Source organism: Sphingomonas sp. CCH9-F2 (genome assembly GCF_001556735.1).
Taxonomy (GTDB): Bacteria; Pseudomonadota; Alphaproteobacteria; order Sphingomonadales; family Sphingomonadaceae; genus Sphingomonas; species Sphingomonas ginsenosidimutans.
This window is the reverse complement of record NZ_LSJO01000478.1, coordinates 1-24,156: the sequence shown is the minus strand read 5'-3', so window position 1 is coordinate 24,156 and position 24,156 is coordinate 1. Positions and strand designations below refer to the sequence as shown.

The following is a 24,156-nucleotide window of genomic DNA, read 5'->3' as shown; positions in this document are numbered from 1 at the left end:
CCCTTCCCCGCCACCCCCGCGCGGTTCGCGGACGAGGCGGCGACGCTGGCGAAGGCAGCGTCGCACCTGACGCAGAAGCGACTGTCCGAGCTGATGAAGATTTCCCCCGCGCTGGCGAAGCTCAACGCCGACCGGTTCCGCGACTTCGACGATGCGGAGGAGCGGCCGGCGCTCTATACGTTTGACGGCGACGTCTACACCGGGCTGGACGCCGCGTCGCTGGACGAACCGGCGGTACGCTTTGCGCAGCATCACCTGCGGCTGTTGTCCGGGCTGTACGGGCTGTTGCGGCCGCTGGACGGGATGCGGCCCTATCGGCTGGAGATGGGGACGCGCTGGGCGCCGCGGCACCGGAAGCTGACCGACTGGTGGGGCACGCGCATTGCCGACGCGCTGGCGCACGACGTCGCGGCGGAGGGAACGGGCACGGTCCTGAACCTGGCCAGCCAGGAATATTGGGACGCGGTCGAGGGCAAGCTGCCCGCCGGCATCCGCGTGGTCGCGGTCGATTTCCGCGAGGCGGACGGGCGCTTCATCAGTTTCCACGCCAAGAAGGCGCGCGGGATGATGGCGCGCTGGATGGTCGAGCATCACGTGACCGATATCGATGCGATGAAGGGGTTCGACACCGACGGCTATCGCTTCGATGCGGGGGCGAGCGACGACGCGCGCTGGACGTTCGGGCGGACGGCGTGATGCGCGCGGTGGTGATCGGCGCGTCGGGCGGGATCGGCGCGGCGCTGGCCAATGCGCTGGCGGAGGAAGACGCCGACGTCGTGCGGCTGTCGCGCCCCGACCTGGACCTGACCGACGAGGCGACGATCGCCGCCGCGGCCGCGCGGGTCGGTACGCCCGAGCTGGTGATCGTCGCCACCGGGATGCTGCACCGTGACGGGTGCGGGCCGGAAAAGTCGATCCGCGAGCTGGATCCGGCATGGCTGGCGGAGCAATATGCGGTCAATGCGATCGGCCCGGCGATCGTCGCCAAGCATTTCCTGCCGATCATGCCGCGTACCGGGCGGTCGGTGTTCGCGGTGCTGTCCGCGCGCGTCGGCAGCATCGGCGACAACCGGCTGGGCGGCTGGTACGGCTATCGCGCGGCGAAGGCGGCGCTGAACCAGCTGGTCCGCACGCTGTCGATCGAGGACAAGCGCCGCAACGACCGCGGCATCGTGGTGGCGCTACACCCCGGCACGGTCGATACGCGGCTGTCGAAGCCGTTCCAGCAATCCGGCCGCGACCTGTTCCGGCCCGACCGCGCGGCGGTGCAGCTGCTGGACGTGATCGACGGGTTGAAGCCGACCGACAGCGGGCGGCATTTCGCGTGGGACGGCGCGGAGATCCCCGCCTGACCGACATGACCGATCGGTCATGTCGCGGCCATCGCGGCCAACACCGGCGCGGCCGATAACGCTTCCCCACGGCATCCCCATGAGAGGGGTGCCCTGACAGGAGCAGATGCGATGACCAGGAACCTTCCGTTCGCGATTCTCACCGCCGGCGCGCTGATGTCCGCTGGTGCGGCGGTCGCCGCGACGACGCCGGCAAAGCCGGCCGCGGCGCATGTCGTGCAGCACCAGCGGACGACCACCACGACCAGCCCGACCGGCGCGAAGAAGGCGACCGTGATGACCCGCACCGCGGCCGCCACGACCCGCCCCGCGCCGGGGGGCCATATGGTCACGACCAGGACTTCCACGGGCAAGACCGTCACCTACGATTGCCGCAAGCCCGGCAACGCCGCGAAGGCCGCCTGCCGGAAGTAATCCCGGCCCGGGCCACCCCCGCGCACGCGCCGCGCGCGGGGGTGGCCATCGCCGCAACGCCCCGCTAGTGCAGTACGATTACCTGACACACACGAAAGCGAAGCGTTGAGCGACGAAACCGCCGTGGCGGACCCTTCCGATATCGCCCCCATCTCCATCGTCGAGGAGATGAAGACCAGTTACCTGGATTACGCGATGAGCGTGATCGTCGCACGCGCGCTGCCCGACGTGCGCGACGGGCTGAAGCCGGTGCACCGGCGCATCCTGTTTTCCGCCAACGAAAGCGGCTTCTTCTACAACCGTCCCTTTCGCAAGTCGGCGCGCATCGTCGGTGACGTGATCGGTAAATACCACCCGCACGGCGACACCGCGATCTACGATGCATTGGCGCGCATGACACAGGACTGGTCGATGCGCGTGCCGTTGATCGACGGCCAGGGCAACTTCGGTTCGATGGACCCCGATCCGCCCGCCGCGATGCGCTATACCGAGGCGCGGCTGGCCAAGGCGGCGAATTTCCTGCTGGAGGATCTCGACAAGGACACCGTCGATTTCCAGCCGAACTACGACGGTTCCGAACGCGAGCCGCAGGTGCTGCCGGCACGCTTCCCGAACCTGCTGGTCAACGGCGCGGGCGGCATCGCGGTCGGCATGGCCACCAACATCCCGCCGCACAATCTGGGCGAGGTGGTGGATGCGTGCCTTGCGTACCTCGACAATGGCGCGATCACGACCGAGGAACTGATGGAGATCGTCCCCGGTCCGGATTTCCCGACCGGCGCGATCATCCTGGGCCGCGCGGGTGCGCGCTCCGCCTATGAAACCGGGCGCGGATCGGTGATCGTGCGCAGCCGCCACCTGATCGAGACGGGGCGCGGCGACCGCACGTCGATCGTCCTCACGGAAATCCCGTACCAGCAGGGCAAGAATGCGCTGGTCGAGAAGATTGCCGAGGCCGCCAAGGACAAGCGCATCGAGGGCGTCAGCGACATTCGCGACGAATCGAACCGCGAAGGCGTGCGGATCGTCATCGACCTGAAGCGCGAAGCGACGCCGGAGGTGGTGCTGAACCAGCTGTGGCGCCACACCCCGGCGCAAGGATCGTTCCCCGCGAACATGCTGGCGATCCGCGGCGGGCGCCCCGAACTGCTGAACCTGCGCGATATCATCGCCGCGTTCGTCACCTTCCGCGAACAGGTCATCACGCGGCGTTCCAAGTTCGAGCTGAACAAGGCGCGCGAGCGGGCGCATATATTGCTGGGGCTGGTGATCGCGGTCACCAACCTGGACGAGGTGGTGCGGATGATCCGCGGTTCCGCCAGCCCGGCGGAGGCGCGCGCGAAGCTGCTGGCGCGCGAATGGCCGGTGGCGGAGATCGCCGGCTATCTGCGGCTGGTCGAGGCGCTGGAGACCGACCATGACGGCGACACCTATCGCCTGAGCGAGATTCAGGTGCGTGCGATCCTGGATCTGCGCCTGCACCGCCTGACCGCGCTGGGCCGCGACGAGATCGGCGAGGAATTGAAGACGCTGGCCGATTCGATCGCCGAATTGCTGGCGATCCTGTCCGACCGCGTGAAACTGTACGCGGTGATGCGGCAGGAATTCCGCGACGTGCGCGAACAGTTCGCGACGCCGCGCCGCACCGAGATCGCCGCCGCGGCGGACGGCATCGACGACGAGGATCTGATCGAGCGCGAGGACATGGTCGTCACGGTGACCATGGCCGGCTACATCAAGCGCACCCCGCTCGACGCCTTTCGTGCGCAGGCGCGCGGCGGCAAGGGCCGCAGCGCGATGGCGACCAAGGACGAGGACGTGGTCACCAAGCTGTTCGTCACTTCGACGCACACGCCGGTGCTGTTCTTCTCCACCCTGGGCCGGGTGTACCGCATGAAGGTGTGGCGCCTGCCCGAAGGCGGGCCGGCGACGCGCGGGCGGCCGATGATCAACCTCTTGCCGCTGGAACAGGGGGAGACGATCTCCACCGTCCTGCCGCTGCCGGAAGACGAGGCCGACTGGGGCAAGCTGCACGTCATGTTCGCCACCGCCAAGGGATCGGTGCGGCGCAACAGCATGGATGCGTTCACCAACGTGCCGTCGAACGGCAAGATCGCGATGAAGTTCGAAGGCGAGGACGCCGACGACCGGCTGATCGGCGTCGCGCTGCTGGACGAGGGCGACGACGTGCTGCTGGCGACGCGCAGCGGCAAGGCGATCCGCTTCGCCGCGGACGAGGTGCGCGAATTCCAGAGCCGCAATTCCACCGGCGTGCGCGGCATCGCGCTGAAGGGCGGGGACGAGGTGATCTCGCTGTCGGTGCTGCACCGCGTCGATGCCGACGCCGAATTGCGCGAAACCTATCTGCGCAACGCCCCCTGGAAGGAACGCGACGGCGAGTTGACGATGGACGCGCTCGATTTCGAGCGGCTGCGCGCGCGCGAGCAGTTCATCCTGACGGTCTGCGCCAACGGTTATGGCAAGATCAGTTCCGCCTACGAATATCGCCGCACCGGGCGTGGTGGGCAGGGCATCACCAATATCGACAATATCGCGCGTAACGGCCCTGTCGTCGCCAGCTTCCCGTCGACCAAGGCGGAGCAGTTGATGCTCGTCACGGATCAGGCGAAGATGATCCGCATGCCGCTCGCCTCGCTGCGCGTGATCGGCCGCGGCTCGGCCGGCGTGCGGCTGTTCAACGTCGCCAACGACGAACATGTCGTGTCCGCCGCGCGGATCGACGAGGAGCCGGAACCCGAGGATGCGGCCGAGGAACTGGTGGCGCAGGAACTGACCGGCGACACGCTGACCGCACCCGACGACGGCGCGACGATCGGCGACGACGCCGCCGCCGGGCCTGAGGACGGGCAGTGACTGCCGCCGAACGCCCGCTGACCGCGTACAAGGTGCTGACGGCCGAGCAGATGGCGGCGTTGCAGCGCGACGGCACCTTCAGGGGCGCTCCGATCGACGTCGCGGACGGCTACATCCATTTGTCCACCGCCGCGCAGTTGACCGAGACGGTCGACAAGCATTTCGCCGGGCAGCACGACCTGCACGTCGTGGCGGTGGACCTGGCTGCGCATGGCGACGCGATCCGCTGGCAACCGTCGCGCGGCGGTCAGCTGTTCCCGCACCTCTACGCGCCGATGCTGTTGGAAACTGCGATCGCCTACGGCCCGCTGATGCGCGACGCTGACGGTACGGTGCGGTTGCCGGTGGCGGGGTAAGGGCGGCACTCCAGCCTAGGTTGGGGCCTTCTGCGGTGGTCGTGCGCTATCGCGGGAGATCGCAGCTTTCGCCGGGATGACGTTTGCTGCCGGTCAGGCGTAGAGGTCGACGACCTCCCGGCCCTCGCCCACCGCCTGCAACAGCAACGTCCGGTGGCAGTGGCACGGGTCGCATTCGTAGCAGAGCAGTACGCTGGGCATTTCGTCGGCCAGCGCCAGCATCTGCGCGGCCTGCGCCTGCGCTTCGGGCAGCTCCAGCTGCGCATCGTACACTTGCGTCAGCGTCGCCACGTCGCCCTTCTTCGCCGCGTCGCGGCCGCGCTTGGGGGTGCCGAGGGCCTTGAGGTGGACGTAGCCGATCCCGGCCTCCGCCAGCGAGGCGGCGAGCGTGGACTTGGAGAAGCCGGGGCGGCGCGACAGCGGCAGTGCGCGCACGTCGATGACGCGCCGCACGCCCGCGCGGTGCAGCGCGGCGATGAACTCGGCCATCGTGGTGGCTTCGTAGCCGATGGTATAGATCGTCATCGATCCGACATGGGGAGGCTGGCGCATAAAGGAAGACCACCGGGCCGCCGCGGTTGCCCGCATCCCGGCCGCGCCGTAGAGCCGCGCGGATGACATATGACATTCAGGTGATCGGCGGCGGGCTCGCCGGTTCGGAGGCCGCTTGGCAGCTGGCGGAGGCGGGGCTGACGGTGCGGCTGTCGGAAATGCGCGGGGCGGGCGAGATGACGCCGGCGCATCACGGCGACAGCCTGGCCGAACTGGTGTGTTCGAACAGCTTCCGGTCCGACGACGCGGACAGCAATGCGGTGGGCCTGCTGCATCAGGAGATGAGGGCGCTCGGCTCGCTCATCATGCGCGAGGGCGACCGGCATCGCGTGCCCGCGGGCAGCGCGCTGGCGGTGGATCGCGACGGCTTTTCGGCGGGGGTCACCGCCGCGATCGCCGACCATCCGAATATCACGATCGTGCGGGAGCGGATCGACACGCTGCCGGAGGGGCCGGCGATCATCGCGACCGGGCCGCTGACCGCGCCGGCGCTGTCCGACAGTATCGCGCAGGAAACCGGCAAGGACGCGCTCGCCTTCTTCGATGCGATCGCGCCGATCGTCCACCGCGACACGATCGACATGGACGTCACCTGGTTCCAGTCGCGCTGGGGCAAGGGCGACGGCACCGATTACATCAACTGCCCGCTGGATAAGGAACAGTATCACGCCTTCGTCGCGGCGCTGATTGCCGGCGAGAAGACCGAATATCGTGAGTGGGAGAACGTCCCCTATTTCGAAGGCTGCATGCCGATCGAGGTAATGGCGGAACGCGGGGTGGAAACATTGCGCTTCGGCCCGATGAAGGGTGTCGGGCTGGACGATCCGCGCACCGGACGCTGGCCCTATGCCGCGGTGCAGCTGCGCCAGGACAATGCCCACGGCACGCTGTGGAACATCGTCGGGTTCCAGACGAAGCTGAAACATGCCGAGCAGGTGCGGCTGTTCCGCACCATCCCCGGACTGGAGAAGGCGGAATTCGCGCGGCTGGGCGGATTGCACCGCAACACCTTCCTGCGTTCCCCCGAACTGCTCGACGCCACGCTACGGCTGCGCTCGCGGCCCAATGTGCGCTTCGCGGGGCAGATCACGGGGTGCGAAGGCTATATCGAAAGCGCGTCGATCGGGCTGATCGCGGGGCGGTTCGCCGCGGCGGAACTGACCGGGCGGACGTTGGCGCCGCCGCCGGTGGAAACCGCGCTTGGGGCGCTGCTGACGCATATCACCGGCGCGGCGGAGGCGGAGACGTACCAGCCGATGAACGTCAATTTCGGGCTGTTCCCGCCGATCCCGGGCCGCACGAAGAAGGCCGATCGCAAGAAGATGTACACCGACCGCGCGCGCGCGGCGCTGTCGGAGTGGCTGGCGGCGTAAGCCGGAGGGGCGCCGGGGTTGGGCGGACGCCTCCGTTCGCCCGGCGGAGCCGTTGCGCGACGCCGAAACGGCGTGTCGAAGGGCAGTGCTTCGATACGGGGTTGAGGGTGAATCCCGCTCTAGTCGTCAGCCACCGGCGGCGCTTCGGGGCAGCGACAGGCGGGGCGCGGCGCCTTGCGCTTGGACGCGGTGGTGGCGAATTCGGCGGCGGTCAGCGTGCCGGAACGATCGCGGTCGGCGGTGGCGAAGCGCTCGCGGGTCTTGATCGACCATTCGTCGAACGACAGCCGCCCGTCGCCGTCGGTATCGAGCTTCGCGAACGCCTTGCGCCGTGACGCCAGATATTCCTCGCGCGTGATCCGCGCGTCGCGATCCTTGTCATAGCGGTCGAACTGCTTCTGCTCGCGCGATCGCTCGGGCGCCTCGGGCAGCACGGCGGGCGCATCCTGCGGCGCCGGCGCGGTGGTCGCGGCCATCGCCGGCGAGGACAGAGCGGTGACGCCATGCGCCGATGGCGCCGCGCCGCTCCACATCAGCCAGCCACCGGCAACCATCGCCACGCCGCCGATACCGCCCACCAGATAACGCCACATGCCCATAGCCCCCTGCCCGACCGCCAATGGCTAGGCGACGTGCGACGCCAGCGTCAACGCCCGGTCAGGCGATGCCACAACAGGCGCGCGGCACGGCGCGGGTGCCCCGCAGGATCGCGGCCATCCAGATCCAGCCGTGCGGACCGCGCCAGCGCGCCGAGGCTGCGCAGCGCGGTGGGCCAGCGCGCGCCGTCCGCGACGGAGGCGAAGGCGGCTTGCGCCTGCCGTTTCGCCTCCGCGGCGTCATCCGGGCGGCTCAGGTGGCGCGACAGGTCGGCCAGCGCCCAGCCCCGCCCGGCGGCGTCCAGCCGGGGATCGTCAGCGTGGCCCCACAGGCGGCCCGCGACGACGAACAGCTGCGCGCGGCCCGCAGCATAGCGCGCGATCGCGGGGGCGCCCAGCACCTCTTCCTCGACCAGCACCTCCCAGCCGTGGACGATCGGAACCAGCATCGCGCCGGTGACGTCATGGCGCAGCAGGTGGGCGGCCAGCCGCTCCAGCACCGGTTGCGCGGGGGGCGGTGCGTGGTCGAGCGCGGCCAGTGCCTCGCGCCACCACGCCAGCCGCAATTGCCCGACCGCCGGCGTGGTGGTGGTGCGCAGCACCTGCGCCAACGCATCGTCGAGCGCGAGCAGCGACTCGAGCGCCGCGCGATGGCGCCCATCGGCGTAGGATAGCGCCAGCGCCCGTTCGGCCACGCCATCCGGCTGGAAAAGATCTTCGGTCGTCAAGGGCATGCGCCACTAAACCAATTGTTATCCAGAAGCCCGTATCGCGGCATGCTGACGATGCGAGGCGCGACGAAGGACATGCTGCAGTTCCTGTTTGGCCGCAAGGCGCAGACCGCCGGTTTCCTGAGCCGCCTGGGCCGCAACCAGGCTGCCAATACGCTGGCGATCATGGCGTTTGCCCTGATCCCGCTGATCGCGGTGGCGGGTTCGGCGATGGACATGGCGCGGCTGTACTACGTCAAGAGTCGGTTGCAGCAGGCGTGCGACGCCGGCGCGCTGGCGGGGCGCAAGTTCATGACCGGCCAGACGCTGGACAGTGCCTCGACCGCGCGCGCCAACGAATTCTTCAACAACAACTTCCGCGACGGCATGTTCGGCGCAGAGACGACCAGCTTCACCCCGTCGGTGCTGTCGGACGGGCAGGTGCGCGGCGTCGCGGCCACGACCGTGCCGATGACGCTGAGCGCGGTGGTCGGCGCCCGGCCGATCACGCTGAACGTGTCGTGCCAGGCCAAACTGGAGATCCCGAACCTCGACATCATGTTCGTCCTCGACACCACCGGGTCGATGGGTGACACCAACCCCGGCGATACGGTGAGCAAGATCGCCGGGCTGCGCACAGCGGTGCTCAGCTTCTACGACACGATCGAGGCGGCGAAACGCGCGACGACGCGGGTGCGCTATGGCTTCGTCCCTTATTCCAGCACGGTCAACGTCGGTACGCTGCTGCGGCCCGAATGGCTCGTGGACCGTTGGACCTATCAGTCGCGCGTACAAAATGGCAGCACCCCCGGCGGTAGCACCACGCGCACCACCGACAACAGCTATTCCGGTTGGAAGAACACGTCCGGGTCGGTGGTGACCACCACGTCCTCGTCCCGCGGCGAATCGTGCCCGACGCCCGCAAACGAGAATTTCTCCAGCCCGACCGTCGAGAAGCTGATCAGTCAGGACGGCACTACCAAGGTGTACGAACAGACGCAGACGATCAACGGCACGCAATACAGCTCCTCCTTCTCCGGCGGACTGTGCACGATCACCAAGCGCGTCTGGAACAATTACGTCCAGACCCGCACTCGCACGGAAAAGCCTTGCACCACGAACTGCACGACGACGTCCAACCCCACCTACAGCTGGATCTACAAGCCTGTCGAGTTTCCGGTTTCGGGGTTCAAGGCGGTCGGCACCGACGGGGCGGTGGTGGGCGGGGTCGTGACCTATCCGATGTTCAGCGACACGCAGGGCAATGTCACCGTCACCTGGAACGCCGCAAACGCGTGCATCGAGGAACGCCAGACGGTGCGGCAGACGACCTATCCGTCGATCCCCGAAGACGCTTACGACATGAACATCGACATGGTGCCCGATCCGGCGCGCCCCGAAACGCAGTGGAAGCCGTTCCTTCCCCGGCTGGTCTACACCCGCAAGGGGATGAACAACTGGTACTATCCCGACTGGCCGTCGAATTCGAACACCCAGGGGCTGTGGAATTACTATGACAACGCCGCTTGCCCGACGGCGGCGCGGCGCCTGAACGGCATAACGCGCAGCGACCTGAACACCTATCTCAACAGCCTCCAGCCGCGCGGGTACACCTATCACGACATCGGTTTCGTGTGGGGGGCGCGGCTGCTGTCGAAGAGCGGCATCTTCGCCGGCGATAACACCAGCGCCCCCAACGGCGGCGACATCGACCGCCACATCATCTTCATGACCGACGGTGGCACGGACACGCGGGCCGGCGTGTACGACGCCTATGGCCTGTCGGCGCTCGATCGCCGCCGCACCAGCACCGCCAGCACGCCTAGCGACAGCGATCAGAACACGATCGTCGCCAATCGACTGGGCGCGCTGTGCACCGAAGCCAAGCGCAAGGGAATGACGGTCTGGGTGATCGCCTACGGCACCTCGCTGAACACGATGCTGTCGAACTGCGCCAACGAGGGGAAGGCGTTCCAGGCCAACGACGCCGGTGCTCTCAACGATTCGTTCCGCAACATCGCGACACAGATTGCGCGCCTGCGGGTGTCGAAGTGAGGGGCGGGTTTCCGCGGCTGGCGCGCGACCGGCGCGGCGCGACGATCATCGAGTTCGCGCTGCTGCTGCCGGTCATGCTGCTGATGCTGTTCTCGCTGTTCGATCTGTGTTTCCAGGTCTACGTCCAGTCGGTGCTGACCGGGGCGGTGCAGCGCGCCGGCCGCGACCTGACGCTGGAGGGAGGCACCCAGGCGTCGGTCGACGCGATTCACGACAAGGTGACGGCGATGGTGCGCGCGGTGATGCCGCAGGCAAGTGTGACGCATGACCAGAAGAGCTACAGCAGCTTTTCGGCAATCGCGCCCGAGCGGTTCGTTGACGCCAACGGCAATCATCTACGCGATCCCGGCGAATGTTTCGACGACGTCAACCACAACGGCATCTGGGATACCGATCCGGTGATCAGCACGATCGGCGGCCCCAACGACATTACGGTCTATACCGCGCACGTCGCCTACAGCCAGCCATTCCCGCTGATCCCGATGCGCGGCGTGATATCGAACGATGTCGCACTATCGTCCACTACGGTCTTCAAGAACCAGCCGTTCGGCACGCAGACCGTCAGCCCGGTGCAGCAGATATGCAGTTGATCGATCGCCGCCACGCCCGGATGCGGCTGCTTCGCGCCCGCCGCCTGCTGCGCCGGCTGTCGCGGTCGCGTAGCGGCGTTGCCTTCCTGGAATTCGCGCTGGCGCTGCCGATCGTGGTGCCGCTGGGGCTGACAGGAACCGACCTGTCCTTCTATGCGGTGACGCAGATGCGGCTGAGCCAGGCGGCGCTGAGCCTGGCGGACAATGCCTCGCGCGTGGGTCTGGATACCAGCGTGGGCACGCAGCAGCTGCGCGAGGTCGACGTCAACGACATCTTTCAGGGGCTGCGGCTGCAGACGCCACAGCTTAACCTGGGCGAACAGGCCCGCGTGACGCTGACCAGCCTGGAGCAGAACAGCGACGGGGGACAGTGGATCCACTGGCAGCGTTGCCTGGGCAAGCGCCGCGGTGCCGGTTGGGATTCGCAATATAACGACACGATGGGGGTGTCCGGGAACGGCTTTCCGGGCGTCGGGCCGGCAAGCGCGCGGATCACCGCGCCGCCGGCGTCGGCGGTGATGTATGTCGAGATCAACTATGAATACCGCCCGCTGATCCCGGCGATGTTTGTCGCCAAGACGAAGCTCAGCTCCAATGCATCGTTCGTCGTGCGCGACAGCCGCGAACTGCAATCGGGGATCACCAATCCGGCACCGCAGGCAGCGCCGATGACCTGCAACCTGTACACCGAATGACATGACGACGCCCCGGCGGTGCGGACCGCCGGGGCGCCATGTCATCCGCGGCGCCGGAACGCCGCAGGGCCGGTCAGCGGTAGCAGACCTTCTTCACCGCCGCGATCACCTTGTCCGCCGACACCAGCGCCAGCTTCTCCAGGTTGGCGGCATAGGGCAGCGGCACGTCCTCGTTGGTGACGCGCAACACCGGCGCGTCGAGGTCGTCGAACCCCTCCTCCATCGCGATCGCCGCGATTTCCGAGGCGATCGAGCAGGTCGGCCAGCCCTCCTCGACCACCACCAGGCGGTTGGTCTTGGCCAGGCTCTTGAGCACGGTCGCCTTGTCGAGCGGGCGCAGCGTGCGCAGGTCGACGACTTCCGCCTCGATCCCCTCGCCCGCCAGCTTGTCTGCCGCCTCCAGCGCCAGCCCGACACCGATCGAATAGCTGACGATCGTCACGTCACGGCCCTCGCGCATGATCCGCGCCTTGCCGATCGGCAGCACCCAGTCGTCGAGCTTCGGCACCTCGAACGTGCGGCCATAGAGCAGCTCGTTTTCGAGAAAGACGACCGGATCCTGCGTGCGGATCGCCGCCTTCAGCAACCCCTTGGCATCGGCCGCGTCATAGGGCGCGATCACAATCAGCCCTGGAACGGAGGCATACCACGGGCCGTAATTCTGCGAATGCTGCGCGCCGACGCGGCTGGCCGCGCCGTTGGGGCCGCGGAACACGATCGGGCAGCGCATCTGACCGCCCGACATGTAGTTGGTCTTCGCGGCCGAATTGATGATGTGGTCGATCGCCTGCATCGCGAAGTTGAAGGTCATGAACTCGACGATCGGGCGCAGCCCGCCCATCGCCGCGCCCGTGCCGACGCCCGCAAAGCCATATTCGGTGATCGGCGTGTCGATGACGCGCTTGTCGCCGAATTCGTCGAGCAGGCCCTGCGTGACCTTGTACGCACCCTGATATTGCGCGACTTCCTCGCCCATCACGAACACGCGCTCGTCGGCGCGCATTTCCTCGGCCATCGCATCGCGCAGCGCCTCGCGCAGCGTCTGCTTGACCATCTCGGTGCCGGCCGGAATCGCGGGATCGGACACCTCAGCGTCGTGGCGCGCGGCCTCGAACATCTGGCGCGCGCCGGTTTCGACCTTCTCCTGCGCCGGGTGCGCCGAGTCCTCGACCGCGTCGGGCTTCTTCTCGTCCGCCTTGGCCTCGGGCGCAGGCGAATCGTCCTTGGTCGCGGCGGAAGCGGCGGCGGACGCGTCCTCACCCTCACCGGCGAGCTGCATGATGACCTCGCCGACTTTCACGCCGTCGGTCCCCTCGGCGACAAGGATCTTCGCGACGACGCCCTCGTCGACCGCCTCGAATTCCATCGTGGCCTTGTCGGTCTCGATCTCGGCCATGATGTCGCCGGACTTCACCGTGTCGCCTTCCTTGACGAGCCACTTGGCGAGCGTGCCCTCCTCCATCGTGGGCGACAGCGCCGGCATCTTGATGTCGATCGCCATCTCAGTACTTCTCCACCAGAACGTCGGTATACAGTTCCGCCGGCTCCGGCTCCGGCGTGCTCTCGGCAAAATCGGCCGCTTCGTTGACCTGCTTGCGGATCGTCTGCTCGATCGCCTTCAGTTCGTCTTCCTTGGTGCCATGGTCGTCGATCAGCAGCTTCTTGACATGCTCGATCGGGTCGGACTTGTCGCGGACCGCCTGAACTTCGTCGCGCGAGCGGTATTTCGCCGGGTCGGACATCGAATGGCCGCGATAGCGATAGGTCTTCATCTCCAGGATGATCGGCCCCTTGCCGGCGCGCACCCACGCCAGCGCCTCCTCCGCCGCGCCGCGGGCCGCCAGCACGTCCATGCCGTCGATCTGCAGGCCGGGGATGCGGAAGCTTTCGCCGCGACGATACAGCTGGTCCTCGGACGAGGCGCGGTTGACGCTGGTGCCCATGGCGTATTGGTTGTTCTCGATCACGAAGATGATCGGGAGCTTCCACAGCTCGGCCATGTTGAAGCTTTCGTACACCTGCCCCTGGTTGGCGGCGCCGTCGCCGAAATAGGCCAGGCACACCCCGCCGTCGCCATTGTACTTGTGGCTGAACGCCAGCCCGGCGCCGAGCGACACCTGCGCGCCGACGATGCCGTGGCCGCCGTAGAACTTATGCTCGACACTGAACATGTGCATCGAGCCGCCCTTGCCCTTCGAGATGCCGGCCTGGCGCCCCGTCAACTCGGCCATGACGTCCTTGGGCGGGATCCCGCACAACAGCATGTGGCCGTGGTCGCGATAGCCGGTGATGACCGAATCCTTATCGGTCAGCGCCGATTGCAGGCCGACCGCGACCGCTTCCTGCCCGATGTACAGGTGGCAGAAGCCGCCGATCAGGCCCAGGCCGTACAGCTGCCCGGCCTTCTCCTCGAACCGGCGGATGAGGAGCATGTCCTCGTAGAATTTCAGCAGCTCCTCCTTCGACGCCGCATAGGGCGACGGATCGGCGGGGCGTTCGCGATTCGACTTCGTCGGATCGGCCGCTGGCGGCGTTGCGGGGCCGGCTGGCTGGGTGCGGGCGGGGGCTTTTGCCACGATGGACGTAACCTCGTTTCCTTGGGGAGATGCGCGCCTATAGTCGCGGCACGCGGCAGACTGCAAACCCCACCGACTTGCAAGGGTTTCGGCACGGGTCTAGGCCGGCGGCAGATGGACCGGACCCCCGCCCCCGCCGTGCATCCGCTGCGGATCGCGAACTTCCGCGCCTATTGGCTGTCGCGCTTCTCCGGGACGATCGCGATCAGCGCGCAGGCGATCATCATCGGATGGCAGGTATACGGCATCGCGCGCACGACGATGGACATCCGGCAGGCCGCGTTCATGCTGGGGCTGATCGGGCTGATACAGTTCGTGCCCCTGTTCGTCCTGACCCCGCTGGTTGGGCTGGTGGCCGACAGCGTCGACCGGCGCTGGATCATCCGCGGCACCACGGCGCTGCTGGTCGCCAATGCCGCGGTGCTCGGCATCCTGACCTGGGCGGGGCTGTTGACGCTGCCGTTCCTGTTCCTGGCTGCGGTGCTGGTGGGGGTGGCGCGCGCCTTTGCCGGCCCGGCCTATTCCGCGCTCGCCCCCAATCTGGTGCCCAAGGAGAGCCTGCCGACCGCTATCGCGATCTCCTCGATCGCATGGCAAACGGGGACGATCGCGGGGCCGAGTGTCGGCGGGCTGCTGTTCGCGATCCACCCCGACGTCGCCTATGCCACCATCTCCGCACTGCTGGCGGTCGCGCTGGGGCTGATGTTCCTGATCGGCCCGGTGCCACAGCCGCCGGCGCAGAAGGACCGCCGCCCGTTGCAGCGTATCCTCGACGGTTTTTCCTACGTGCGGCGCAACCGGCTGGTGCTGGCGGCGATCACGCTGGACCTGTTCGCGGTGCTGCTGGCGGGGGCGACCGCGCTGCTGCCGATCTATGCCCGCGATATCCTGCACGTCGGCGCCAGCGGGCTGGGGTTCCTGGCGGCGGGCATGGGGATCGGCGCGGCGACGACCGCGATCTTCTTCTCCTTCCGCCCGATGACCAGCAACGTCGGCGTCAAGATGCTGGTGTCGGTGGTGGTGTTCGGCCTGGCGATCCTGACATTCGGCCTGTCGACGTCCTTCTGGGTCAGCCTGGTCGCGCTGATCGTCGCGGGGGGCGCGGACATGGTATCCGTCTATGTGCGCACCTCGCTGATCCAGCTGCATACCCCCGATGCGATGCGCGGGCGGGTGAGCGCGGTGTCGCAGCTAACGATTTCGGCATCGAATGAACTGGGCGAGGCGGAAAGCGGGCTGATGGCATCGCTGCTCGGGCCGGTCGGCGCGGTCGTCGTCGGCGGTGTCGGGGCCATCGCCATCACGCTCGTCTGGGCGTATCTGTTCCCGGAACTCAAGCGCGCGCGGACGTTTGATCCGCCTGCCATGCCCGAACACGAACCACTGCACGGAGTAGCGCAGCCATGAAGGCCCAGACCATCCTGGAGACGATCGGCAACACCCCGCATATCCGCGTCCGCAAGCTGTTCCCCGGATCGGAAGTGTGGATCAAGTCGGAACGCGGCAATCCCGGCGGCTCGATCAAGGATCGCATCGCGCTGGCGATGATCGAGGCGGCCGAGGCATCGGGCGAGCTGAAGCCCGGCGGCACGATCATCGAGCCGACCAGCGGCAACACCGGCATCGGGCTGGCGATGGTCGCCGCGGTGAAGGGCTACAAGCTGGTGCTGGTGATGCCCGAAAGCATGAGCCTGGAGCGCCGCCGCCTGATGCTGGCTTATGGCGCCGAGTTCGACCTGACCCCGCGCGAGAAGGGCATGAAGGGCGCGATCGAGCGCGCGCTGGAGCTGGTCGAGCAGACCGACGGCGCGTGGATGCCGCAGCAGTTCGAGAACCCCGCCAACGTCGACGTCCACGTCCGCACCACCGCGCAGGAGATCCTGAACGATTTCCGCGACACGCCGATCGACGTCATCATCACCGGCGTGGGCACCGGTGGCCACATCACCGGCGTCGCCGAGACGCTGAAGAAGGAATGGCCGGACCTGAAGGTCTTCGCGGTCGAGCCGCAGGCATCGCCGGTCATTTCCGGCGGTCAGCCCGGGCCGCACCCGATCCAGGGCATCGGCGCGGGCTTCATCCCCGCCAACCTGCACACCCAGGCGCTGGACGGCGTGATCGAGGTGGATGCCGCGGTGGCCAAGGACATGGCGCGCCGCGCCGCGCGCGAGGAAGGGATGCTGGTCGGCATCTCATCCGGTGCGACGCTGGCGGCGATCCTCCAGAAGCTGCCCGACCTGCCCGAGGACGCGCGCGTGCTGGGCTTCAACTACGACACCGGCGAGCGTTACCTGTCGGTGCCGGATTTCCTGCCGGAGAGCTGATCTGACCCATATGAGCTGGAGGGTGCGCGCGGTCCTGTCCGGGATCGCGGCGCTCGCACTTGCGTTGCCCGTGATGGTGGTGTCGCACGCGCCGGCGGTGCCGCGCCCGATCGCGGCGAAGGTGAAGCGCCCGCAACGCGTCGTCGCGCCCACCGAGCTACCCGACGTCGAGCCGGTCGAGTTGCAGGACCTGACCCCGCAGGACGCGCGCGCCTACAACGCCAGCATCCCGTTCGTGCGCGGGCCGAACCCCGCCGCGCGCCCGTTCCGCTTCGTCGGCGACGACGCGCAGCGCGCGCGCGCCACCGATTGCCTGGCCGCGGCGGCGTGGTACGAAGCGGGAGACGACGCGGTCGGCGAACGCGCGGTGGTGCAGGTGGTGCTCAACCGGCTGCGCCACCCGGCCTTTCCCAAGACGGTGTGCGGCGTGGTGTTCCAGGGGGCGGAGCGGACGACCGGCTGCCAGTTCACCTTCACCTGCGACGGCGCGCTGGCGCGCATCCCCTCGCCGCCGGCATGGGATCGCGCGCGGCGCATCGCCGCCGACGCGCTGAAGGGCGCGGTGTTCGCGCCGGTCGGCTATGCCACGCATTACCATACCGACTGGGTGGTGCCGTACTGGAGCGCCAGCCTGGACAAGATCGCGGAAGTGCACACGCATCTGTTCTTCCGCTGGACCGGCTGGTGGGGGACGCCCGCGGCGTTCCGGCGCGACGTGTCGTCGGCCGAACCGGTCGTCGCGAAGCTGGCCGGGGTGTCCGATGCTCACAAGCTGGGCGGCGCGCTGGACGAGGCGGCGACCGCGCTGGCGGCCGCGGCGCCGTATCTGGACGGCCTGCCAGTGGCGGCGGGCGACGGGGCGCTTTCGGGTGAGGTGGCGGTCGGCGCGGCGCCGCGCGCGCTGGCGGACGCACCCGACACCTATTTCGTATTGCTGGACGCGCGCCGGCCGGACGAGTTCGCGGCGGTGGCGCAACGCACCTGCGCCGACCGACCGCGCTGCAAGGTCATGGGGTGGATCGACCAGCGGCTGATCCCCGCGTCGATGATGATGTCGCCGCAGCAGTATCAGGCGATGGGCTTCAGCTATCTGCGGGATCGTGACGGCGGGTTCGACCGGATGCTGTGGAACTGCCAGCAATTCCCGCGCGGACAGGCCACGCAATGCATGCGCGGGCGCGTCACCGCCAAGCCGGCGCCCGCCCCTGCCCCGGCTCCCGCGGCCGCGGCGCCGGTGGTCGCGCAGACGATCCGCGTCGATCTCGACAAGCTGGACCGGCTGGTCAACCTGGTGGGCGAGCTGGTGATCACCCAGGCGATGCTGGCGCAGCGATTGTCGTGCAACGACATGGGCGGCGTGCCCGAACTGACCGACCTCGACCACCTGACGCGCGAGCTGCAGGAATCGACGATGGCGATCCGCGCGCAGCCGATGAAGACCGTGTTCAGCCGCGTCCCGCGCATCATCCGCGAGTTGGAAGGCGAAACCGGCAAGCGCGTGCGGCTGGAGATCGAGGGCGAGATGACCGAGGTCGACAAGACCGTGGTCGAACGCATCGGCGAGCCGCTGACCCATCTGATCCGCAACGCCGTCGACCACGGGCTGGAAACGACCGAAGAACGCGCCGCCGCGGGCAAGCCGTCCGAGGGCGTCGTGCGGCTGTCGGCCGCGCACCAGTCCGGCCGGATCGTCATCACCGTCGCCGACGACGGGCGCGGCATCGATCGCACCCGCGTGCGCGCCAAGGCGATCGAACGCGGCATCATCGCCCCCGACGCGGCGCTGAGCGACGAGGAGATCGACAACCTGATCTTCGCGCCCGGCTTCTCGACGGCGTCCACCGTCTCGAACATCTCCGGCCGCGGGGTGGGTATGGACGTGGTGCGCAAGAACGTCCAGGCACTGGGCGGGCGCATCGGCATCCATTCGAAGCTGGGCCAGGGCTCCAGCTTCTCGCTCAGCCTGCCGCTGACGCTGGCGGTGGTCGACGGAATGATCGTGACGGTTGGCGACCAGACCTATGTCATCCCGCTGAGCCACATCGTCGAAAGCCTGCGGCCCAGCGACCGCGCGGTGACGGCGATCGGCCCGGACGGCGCGGTGCTGGACGTGCGCGGATCGTATGTGCCGATCTACCCGGTCGGCGAGCAGCTGGGCATCAACCAGGGCGAGCGCGATCCGGGCAAGGCGGTGCTGATCGTCGTCGAGGGCGCACAGGGTCAGGCCGCGCTGCTGGTCGACACGATCCAGGACCAGCGCCAGGTCGTCGTCAAGAGCCTGGAGGCCAATTACCAGGCGATCGACGGGCTGGCCGGTGCCACCATCCTAGGTGACGGCCGCGTCGCGCTCATCATCGATGTCGATGCGCTGACGGCGCGCCGTGTCCGCGCGCCGCGCCCGGTCCTGGCGCACGCCGCGTGAACCGCGGCGCCACCCTTCCGGCGGCCCCGCCGCCACCCGTGCGCGAGTTCGGGTTCGAGCCGCAAGACCATCGCGCGATCGCGACCATGGTCTATGACGAGCTGGGCATCCTGCTGCCCGAAGGCAAGGCGCAGCTGGTGTACGGCCGGCTCGCCCCGCGGGTCCGCGCCTGCGGCCTCACCTCGGTCGGCGACTATGTTAAGCTGATCGAGCGGGACGAGGCCGAACGGGGCCGCGCGCTCGATTCGCTGACCACCAACCACACCAGCTTCTTCCGCGAGAACCACCATTTCGACGATTTCGTCGAACGGATGTGGCCCGGGCTGGTCGAGCGGCTGAACAACGGCGGCCGCGTGCGGCTGTGGTCGGCGGCCTGCTCCAGCGGGGAAGAGCCCTATACGTGGCTGATGGCAGCGCTGGGCACCGACAAGGCGGCGGCGCAGCGGCTGCTGAAGCGCGATTTCAAGCTGCTGGCGACCGACGTGTCGCCCAGCGTCCTCGAAACCGCGCGCGCCGGCCGCTATGCGGCGGCGACGCTGCGCACGGTGCCGTCGGCGCTGCGCTCCGCCTGGGTGCGCGGCACGAGCGATGCGCTGTCGGTCGATCCGCTGCTGACGGAGGCGATTTCGTTCCTGCCGCTCAACCTGCTCGGCGACTGGCCGATCAAGACGCGGTTCGACACGATCTTCTGCCGCAACGTCATGATCTATTTCGACGATCCGACCAAGGCGCGACTCCAGTCGCGGCTTGCGGACAAGCTGGAGGTCGGCGGGATGCTGTACATCGGCCATTCCGAACGCCTCGCTCCCGAGGTCGCCCGGCGCTTCGAATGCGTCGGCCGCACCGCTTACCTGAAAGTCTCCGCATGAGCGTTCGTGCCCTGGTCGTCGACGATTCCATCACCATGCAGGCGCTGATCTGCCGGACCCTGTCCGCCGATCCCGCGATTGAGGTGGTCGGCACCGCCGCCAGCGCCGACGAGGCGCGCGCCAAGATCAAGGAGCTGGACCCTGACGTCCTCACCCTCGATATCGAGATGCCGGGGCTGAGCGGGCTGGACTTCCTGGAGCGGCTGATGCGGCTGCGGCCGACCCCGGTCGTGATGCTCTCCACGCTGACGTCCGAGGGCGCGGAAGCGAGCATCGCCGCGCTGGAACTGGGCGCGTTCGACTGTTTCGACAAGCTGACGCTGCGCAACCAGGCCGATGCGATCCGCCTGCCCGGGCTGGTGCGCGCCGCATCCGCGACCAAGAACCGCATGGTCCGCCCGATGCCGATGGCCGCGCCGGCCAGCGCCCCGTCGGCACCGGCCGAGGCCGCCGAATATCGCCCGCGCGAGGGCGCGATGATCGCAGTCGGCGCATCGACCGGCGGGGTCGAGGCGCTGATCGAACTGCTGACCGGCTTTCCGGCCAATTGCCCGCCGACCGTGATCGTGCAGCACATGCCGCCCAGCTTCACCGCCAGTTTCGCCGCGCGACTCGACCGGCTGTGCCGGCCGTCGGTGGAGGAAGCGCGCGCGGGTGCGCCGCTGGTTCCGGGCAAGATCTATCTCGCGCCCGGCGGCGACAAGCATCTGGAGATCGCCGGAGGGCTGAAACGCCACTGCCGGCTGGTCCCCGGCCCACGGGTCAGCGGGCATCAGCCGTCGGTCGACCAGTTGTTCCACTCGGTGGCGCGAGTCGCCGGTGCGGATGCGGTCGGCGCGATCCTGACCGGGATGGGCGGCGACGGTGCCGAAGGGATGAAGGCGATGCGCGATCGCGGGTCGATCACCATCGGCCAGGACGAGGCGACCAGCGTCGTTTATGGCATGCCCGCCGTCGCGCACCGCATCGGCGCGGTGACACAGCAGCTGCCGCTGCGCCGGATCGCGGCGCGGCTGCTGCAGGAATGCCGCGCATGAACGCGCTGACCCGCCAGGACGGCCTGCGCCGCCTGACCGTGGCGCAGGGCGAAACCCGCGTCAGCCGCGATGCCGACGTGGTGCTCACCACCGTGCTGGGCAGCTGCGTCGCGGCCTGTTTCTACGATCCGGTCGCGAAGATCGGCGGCATCAACCACTATCTGCTGGCGGAGGGGCAGGCGACCGACGCCGCCTCGATGCAGCGATACGGCGTTTATGCGATGGAAGTGCTCATCAACGAAATGTTGTCGATGGGTGCGGTACGACACCGCATGAAGGCACGGATTTTCGGAGGTGCGACGATGCATCGCGGTTTCAAGGACATCGGCGGGGCGAACATTGCCTTCGCGCGCCGTTTCCTGGCGGACGAGCGGATCCCGCTGGTCGGCGAGGATGTCGGCGGAACCGGTGCGCGCCGCGTCGAATTCCGTGCCGCGCTGGGCCTGGCCCGGTGCCGCGTCGTCAACGACGCACCGCCGCCCGCCGTCATTCGTCCCGTGCCCGTCGCGCCGCCGCCGGCCGCGCTGGGCGACGTCGAGTTTTTCTGATGACCACCTCTCACCCTGCCAGGGAGCCGCATACCGTGACCAAGACGATCATGACCGTGGACGATTCGCCCAGCATGAGAATGCTGCTGCGCGCCGCGCTGACCGATCTGGGATACCATGTGATCGAGGCCGAGGACGGTGTCCACGCGCTCGAAACCCTGGCGGATTTCCAGCCGGGCGAAGAGCCGGACCTGCTCATCACCGACATCAACATGCCCCGCATGGATGGTTTCGGCCTGATCGAGCATCTGCGTGACGAAGGGAACCGCACGCTGCCGATCTTGGTCCTGACCACCGAAAGCTCGGACGAGAAGAAGCAGCGCGCGCGCCGTGCCGGCGCCACCGGCTGGATCGTCAAACCCTTCCACCCCGAAAAGCTTGCCGCCGCGATCCGGCGCGTGCTGCACTGAGGAACCGCACCATGACCGTGGAAACCAACACCGCCTCGCGCCAGCTCATCACCTTCCAGCTGGGCGACCAGTATCTGGGCGTGGACATCATGGCGATCCGCGAGATTCGCGCCTGGTCGCCGGCGACGCCGCTGCCCAACGTGCCCGAATATGTCCGCGGCGTCGTGAACCTGCGCGGCGTGGTGCTGCCGGTGCTGGACCTGCGCTATCGCCTGGGCTGGGGCATGACCGAGCCGAGCGCGCGCCACGTCATCATCGTGGTGCGGATCGGTGATCAGTTGCAGGGCGTCATCGTCGATGCGGTCAACGACATCGTGTCGGTGTCGGCGGACGACATGCAGCCGCTGCCCGACATGGGCGACGCGGCGGCGGCGCAGTTCCTGGACGGGCTGGCGACGATCGACGAGCGGCTGATCCTGATCCTCGCGCTGGAGCGGCTGGTGGAGCGGGTGACGCTGGCGGATGCCGCCTGATCGTCGTACAAACTCCTTGTTATCAACAGTAACCGCGTAAATTCAGGAGCAGGTTGAGCCATGGCCGGAACTAGGGTGTTGGTCGTCGATGATTCGCTGACGATGCGCGCGCTCATCTCCGGCGCGCTGGAGCGGATCCCCGGGGTAGAGGTGGTCGGCATGGCGGACGGCGCCGCCGAAGCGCGGTCGCTGGTGGAATCGGCGCATCCCGACGTGATGACGCTGGACGTCGAGATGCCGGGCATGAGCGGCCTCGATTACCTGGCGGAGATCATGGAGACGAAGCCGATGCCCGTCATCATGTTCTCCACCCGGACGCAGGAGGGCGCGGCGGAATCGATCGAGGCGCTGCGGCTGGGCGCGCTGGATTGCTTCCCCAAGCCGCGCGTCGCCGCGCCAGCGGAATTGGACGCGATTGCCAAGCTCGCCAAGCGGCTGAAGGCCGCCAAGAAGGCCGACATGAAGCCGCCCAAGGCCGCCAAGCCGGCGGCGCGCATCGCGCCGATCGACTGGAACGGCCGCCTGCTGCTGGTCGGCGGCGATGCGTCGAGCACCAAGGGGCTGTTCGACCTGTTCGGCGCCTTCCCCGCCAATTGCCCGCCGACCGTGGTCGTCCAGCATCTGGGGCCGGGGCTGGTCGAGAGCATGGCCGAGAAGCTGGCCGAGCAGGTCGCGCCCAAGGTGGTGATCGCCGCGGAGGGCATGGCGCTGGAACAGGGCACGATCTACCTGGCGCCCGCCGCCGATGCGCATCTGGTGATCGACCAGTGGCCGTCGGGGTCGCTGCGGCTGCTGGCGCGCGATCCGGTGGCCGGGGAACGGCCGTCGATCTCGCTGCTGTTCGCCTCGGCCGCGAAGGCTGCCGCGACCAACGCGGTCGGCGTGCTGCTGCTGGATGCCAATGAAGACGGCGCCGGGGGACTGAAGGCGCTGTCGGCGGCGGGCGGCTATGCCTTCGCCCCGGCAGAGGGCGGCGGGTTCAACCTGACGCGCGGGCTGGTGTCGCAGCCGGTGGCCACCGACGCGCTGGCGGCCGGCGTCCTGAAGATGTGCAGCAAGTAACCGCCATGGGCAGCGCCTTTCACCCCAAGGACGCCGCGATGCCCCGCACGCTGGTCCAGGCGCTGGCGGAGGAACTGGTGCGCGCGTCGAACATCCTGGGCGACCTGGCCTATGACCTGGGCAGCGATGGCGACACGCTGCGCCGGCATATGGCCAGCCTCCAGGCGATCGATCATGTCACGCAGATGCAGCTGGCGATCGCCGACCTGCTGCGCGCGCCGGACGAGATCACCGCCAATGCGGGCCGCGTCACGCTGGAGGACATGGCGGTTCGGCTGCGCGGCGCGCTGGACGGCACCACGGGCGCGGACGCCTGACGCGCGGTCAGACGCCGATCGGGATGATGCGGTCGCCCAGCCGCTCCGCCTCGGCGCGGTCGTGCGTGACCATCAGGATCGGCACCTCGCGCGCATCGCGCACGCGCTCGATCGCGCGCATCGCCTCTTCGCGCCGCGCGGGGTCGAGCGACGACAGCGGCTCGTCGAGCAGCAGGAACGCCGGTTCGCTGAGTAAGGCGCGACCGATCGCGACGCGCCGCGCCTCCCCGCCGGACAGTGAGCGCGGCCAGCGATCGAGCAGTGCGGCGATGTCCAGCACGCGCGCCACGGCGTCCAGCCGGCGATCGTCGCGGGCGCCGTACAACAGGTTGGCGCGCACGCGGCGGTGCGGGAACAGTCGCGCGTCCTGAAAGACATAGCCGACATTCCTGCGCTCCGGCGGCAGGTCTATGCCCGCGCCGGCATCGAACAGGGCTCGGCCGTCCACGCGGATATGACCGCGCGCCGGACGCAGCAGCCCGGCGATCATGTCCAGCAGGCTGGTCTTGCCCGCGCCCGACGCGCCGACCAGCACGGTCAGCCCGTCGCCG

General features: G+C 68.4%; 25 protein-coding genes. 19 read left to right on the top strand and 6 right to left on the bottom strand.

Going from position 1 to position 24,156, the window contains the following annotated elements; genetic code table 11:
• The 5 genes from AX685_RS13620 to AX685_RS13600 all read left to right on the top strand — a co-directional run.
• Window positions 1–696: YaaA family protein (locus AX685_RS13620; RefSeq protein ID WP_066489589.1), on the top strand; the 696-nt coding region annotated here is incomplete at its 5' end.
• Window positions 696–1,352, top strand: coding sequence for an SDR family NAD(P)-dependent oxidoreductase (locus AX685_RS13615; protein ID WP_066489586.1), 657 nt, complete (start codon window positions 696–698; stop codon window positions 1,350–1,352). The genes AX685_RS13620 and AX685_RS13615, both read left to right, overlap by 1 nt.
• A gap of 111 nt (window positions 1,353–1,463) precedes the next feature.
• The gene (locus AX685_RS13610; RefSeq protein WP_066489583.1) at window positions 1,464–1,766 is read left to right on the top strand and encodes a hypothetical protein; all 303 of its coding nucleotides are present in this window, start codon (window positions 1,464–1,466) and stop codon (window positions 1,764–1,766) included.
• 105 nt (window positions 1,767–1,871) lie between these two features.
• The gene (gene gyrA / locus AX685_RS13605) at window positions 1,872–4,640 is read left to right on the top strand and encodes a DNA gyrase subunit A (protein WP_066489581.1); all 2,769 of its coding nucleotides are present in this window, start codon (window positions 1,872–1,874) and stop codon (window positions 4,638–4,640) included.
• On the top strand, window positions 4,637–4,996 hold the full coding sequence (locus tag AX685_RS13600) for a DUF952 domain-containing protein (RefSeq protein ID WP_331710172.1): 360 nt from the start codon (window positions 4,637–4,639) through the stop codon (window positions 4,994–4,996). Before gyrA ends, AX685_RS13600 begins: the two co-directional genes overlap by 4 nt.
• Window positions 4,997–5,089: 93 nt before the next feature.
• On the opposite strand, the gene AX685_RS13595 is transcribed toward AX685_RS13600, so the two are convergent.
• Window positions 5,090–5,521 carry a DUF488 domain-containing protein gene (locus AX685_RS13595; protein ID WP_066489575.1) on the bottom strand — a complete coding sequence of 144 codons (432 nt, stop codon included), beginning with the start codon at window positions 5,519–5,521 and terminating at the stop codon, window positions 5,090–5,092.
• Between the two features lie 89 nt (window positions 5,522–5,610).
• On the opposite strand from AX685_RS13595, the gene trmFO reads away from it, so the two are divergent.
• Window positions 5,611–6,921 carry a methylenetetrahydrofolate--tRNA-(uracil(54)-C(5))-methyltransferase (FADH(2)-oxidizing) TrmFO gene (gene trmFO / locus AX685_RS13590; RefSeq protein WP_066489572.1) on the top strand — a complete coding sequence of 437 codons (1,311 nt, stop codon included), beginning with the start codon at window positions 5,611–5,613 and terminating at the stop codon, window positions 6,919–6,921.
• 119 nt (window positions 6,922–7,040) lie between these two features.
• On the opposite strand, the gene AX685_RS13585 is transcribed toward trmFO, so the two are convergent.
• Window positions 7,041–7,514, bottom strand: a complete 474-nt coding sequence (locus AX685_RS13585; RefSeq protein ID WP_066489594.1) for an EF-hand domain-containing protein — start codon at window positions 7,512–7,514, stop codon at window positions 7,041–7,043.
• A 53-nt stretch (window positions 7,515–7,567) separates the two neighbouring features.
• Window positions 7,568–8,245, bottom strand: a complete 678-nt coding sequence (locus AX685_RS13580; protein ID WP_231738882.1) for a squalene/phytoene synthase family protein — start codon at window positions 8,243–8,245, stop codon at window positions 7,568–7,570.
• Window positions 8,246–8,293: 48 nt separating this feature from the next.
• On the opposite strand from AX685_RS13580, the gene AX685_RS13575 reads away from it, so the two are divergent.
• From AX685_RS13575 to AX685_RS13565, 3 genes are read left to right on the top strand one after another with little or no spacing between them, the layout of a single operon-like run.
• Window positions 8,294–10,282, top strand: a complete 1,989-nt coding sequence (locus AX685_RS13575; RefSeq protein ID WP_066489564.1) for a TadE/TadG family type IV pilus assembly protein — start codon at window positions 8,294–8,296, stop codon at window positions 10,280–10,282.
• A complete protein-coding gene (locus AX685_RS13570; RefSeq protein ID WP_066489562.1) occupies window positions 10,279–10,872 on the top strand; it encodes a TadE/TadG family type IV pilus assembly protein in 594 nt (197 codons plus the stop codon). The genes AX685_RS13575 and AX685_RS13570 overlap by 4 nt, the downstream gene beginning before the upstream one ends.
• On the top strand, window positions 10,863–11,567 hold the full coding sequence (locus AX685_RS13565; protein ID WP_066489559.1) for a TadE family protein: 705 nt from the start codon (window positions 10,863–10,865) through the stop codon (window positions 11,565–11,567). Before AX685_RS13570 ends, AX685_RS13565 begins: the two co-directional genes overlap by 10 nt.
• Window positions 11,568–11,640: 73 nt before the next feature.
• Here the strand turns inward: AX685_RS13565 and AX685_RS13560 are convergent, their stop codons facing one another.
• Both AX685_RS13560 and pdhA read right to left on the bottom strand, forming a co-directional pair.
• Window positions 11,641–13,068, bottom strand: coding sequence for a pyruvate dehydrogenase complex E1 component subunit beta (locus AX685_RS13560; protein ID WP_066489557.1), 1,428 nt, complete (start codon window positions 13,066–13,068; stop codon window positions 11,641–11,643).
• A gap of 1 nt (window position 13,069) precedes the next feature.
• Window positions 13,070–14,143, bottom strand: coding sequence for a pyruvate dehydrogenase (acetyl-transferring) E1 component subunit alpha (gene pdhA, locus AX685_RS13555; protein WP_066489555.1), 1,074 nt, complete (start codon window positions 14,141–14,143; stop codon window positions 13,070–13,072).
• A 114-nt stretch (window positions 14,144–14,257) separates the two neighbouring features.
• Between pdhA and AX685_RS13550 the strand changes: the two genes are divergently transcribed.
• The 10 genes from AX685_RS13550 (at window position 14,258) to AX685_RS13505 (ending at window position 23,605) form a co-directional block, all read left to right on the top strand.
• On the top strand, window positions 14,258–15,550 hold the full coding sequence (locus AX685_RS13550) for an MFS transporter (RefSeq protein WP_066489552.1): 1,293 nt from the start codon (window positions 14,258–14,260) through the stop codon (window positions 15,548–15,550).
• A complete protein-coding gene (cysK, locus tag AX685_RS13545; RefSeq protein WP_066489549.1) occupies window positions 15,547–16,467 on the top strand; it encodes a cysteine synthase A in 921 nt (306 codons plus the stop codon). Before AX685_RS13550 ends, cysK begins: the two co-directional genes overlap by 4 nt.
• A gap of 22 nt (window positions 16,468–16,489) precedes the next feature.
• The gene (locus tag AX685_RS23170) at window positions 16,490–18,889 is read left to right on the top strand and encodes a chemotaxis protein CheW (RefSeq protein ID WP_231738879.1); all 2,400 of its coding nucleotides are present in this window, start codon (window positions 16,490–16,492) and stop codon (window positions 18,887–18,889) included.
• The gene (locus AX685_RS13535) at window positions 18,886–19,758 is read left to right on the top strand and encodes a CheR family methyltransferase (protein WP_066489547.1); all 873 of its coding nucleotides are present in this window, start codon (window positions 18,886–18,888) and stop codon (window positions 19,756–19,758) included. The genes AX685_RS23170 and AX685_RS13535 overlap by 4 nt, the downstream gene beginning before the upstream one ends.
• The gene (locus AX685_RS13530) at window positions 19,755–20,795 is read left to right on the top strand and encodes a protein-glutamate methylesterase/protein-glutamine glutaminase (RefSeq protein WP_066489545.1); all 1,041 of its coding nucleotides are present in this window, start codon (window positions 19,755–19,757) and stop codon (window positions 20,793–20,795) included. Before AX685_RS13535 ends, AX685_RS13530 begins: the two co-directional genes overlap by 4 nt.
• A complete protein-coding gene (locus tag AX685_RS13525) occupies window positions 20,792–21,343 on the top strand; it encodes a chemotaxis protein CheD (RefSeq protein ID WP_066489592.1) in 552 nt (183 codons plus the stop codon). Before AX685_RS13530 ends, AX685_RS13525 begins: the two co-directional genes overlap by 4 nt.
• A gap of 35 nt (window positions 21,344–21,378) precedes the next feature.
• Window positions 21,379–21,753, top strand: a complete 375-nt coding sequence (locus AX685_RS13520) for a response regulator (RefSeq protein ID WP_066489543.1) — start codon at window positions 21,379–21,381, stop codon at window positions 21,751–21,753.
• Window positions 21,754–21,764: 11 nt separating this feature from the next.
• Window positions 21,765–22,226 (top strand): chemotaxis protein CheW, encoded by a 462-nt coding sequence (locus tag AX685_RS13515; RefSeq protein WP_066489537.1) that lies wholly within the window; start codon window positions 21,765–21,767, stop codon window positions 22,224–22,226.
• A gap of 75 nt (window positions 22,227–22,301) precedes the next feature.
• The gene (locus AX685_RS13510; RefSeq protein WP_231738875.1) at window positions 22,302–23,288 is read left to right on the top strand and encodes a chemotaxis protein CheB; all 987 of its coding nucleotides are present in this window, start codon (window positions 22,302–22,304) and stop codon (window positions 23,286–23,288) included.
• Between the two features lie 38 nt (window positions 23,289–23,326).
• Window positions 23,327–23,605 carry a hypothetical protein gene (locus AX685_RS13505; RefSeq protein ID WP_231738872.1) on the top strand — a complete coding sequence of 93 codons (279 nt, stop codon included), beginning with the start codon at window positions 23,327–23,329 and terminating at the stop codon, window positions 23,603–23,605.
• A gap of 7 nt (window positions 23,606–23,612) precedes the next feature.
• On the opposite strand, the gene AX685_RS13500 is transcribed toward AX685_RS13505, so the two are convergent.
• A partial coding sequence (locus AX685_RS13500; RefSeq protein ID WP_066489534.1) for an ATP-binding cassette domain-containing protein occupies window positions 23,613–24,156 on the bottom strand: 544 nt, incomplete at its 5' end.

What these genes read in the sequence shown, in the direction of transcription:
- cysK (WP_066489549.1), top strand. Translation starts at nt 15,547, where the DNA reads ATGAAGGCCCAGACCATCCTGGAGACGATCGGCAACACCCCGCATATC.
- AX685_RS13515 (WP_066489537.1), top strand. Translation starts at nt 21,765, where the DNA reads ATGACCGTGGAAACCAACACCGCCTCGCGCCAGCTCATCACCTTCCAG.
- trmFO (WP_066489572.1), top strand. Translation starts at nt 5,611, where the DNA reads ATGACATATGACATTCAGGTGATCGGCGGCGGGCTCGCCGGTTCGGAG.
- AX685_RS13610 (WP_066489583.1), top strand. Translation starts at nt 1,464, where the DNA reads ATGACCAGGAACCTTCCGTTCGCGATTCTCACCGCCGGCGCGCTGATG.
- AX685_RS13595 (WP_066489575.1), bottom strand. Translation starts at nt 5,521, where the DNA reads ATGACGATCTATACCATCGGCTACGAAGCCACCACGATGGCCGAGTTC.
- AX685_RS13550 (WP_066489552.1), top strand. Translation starts at nt 14,258, where the DNA reads ATGGACCGGACCCCCGCCCCCGCCGTGCATCCGCTGCGGATCGCGAAC.
- AX685_RS13575 (WP_066489564.1), top strand. Translation starts at nt 8,294, where the DNA reads ATGCTGACGATGCGAGGCGCGACGAAGGACATGCTGCAGTTCCTGTTT.
- AX685_RS13565 (WP_066489559.1), top strand. Translation starts at nt 10,863, where the DNA reads ATGCAGTTGATCGATCGCCGCCACGCCCGGATGCGGCTGCTTCGCGCC.
- AX685_RS13585 (WP_066489594.1), bottom strand. Translation starts at nt 7,514, where the DNA reads ATGTGGCGTTATCTGGTGGGCGGTATCGGCGGCGTGGCGATGGTTGCC.
- AX685_RS13530 (WP_066489545.1), top strand. Translation starts at nt 19,755, where the DNA reads ATGAGCGTTCGTGCCCTGGTCGTCGACGATTCCATCACCATGCAGGCG.
- AX685_RS13505 (WP_231738872.1), top strand. Translation starts at nt 23,327, where the DNA reads ATGCCCCGCACGCTGGTCCAGGCGCTGGCGGAGGAACTGGTGCGCGCG.
- AX685_RS13525 (WP_066489592.1), top strand. Translation starts at nt 20,792, where the DNA reads ATGAACGCGCTGACCCGCCAGGACGGCCTGCGCCGCCTGACCGTGGCG.
- AX685_RS13560 (WP_066489557.1), bottom strand. Translation starts at nt 13,068, where the DNA reads ATGGCGATCGACATCAAGATGCCGGCGCTGTCGCCCACGATGGAGGAG.
- AX685_RS13615 (WP_066489586.1), top strand. Translation starts at nt 696, where the DNA reads ATGCGCGCGGTGGTGATCGGCGCGTCGGGCGGGATCGGCGCGGCGCTG.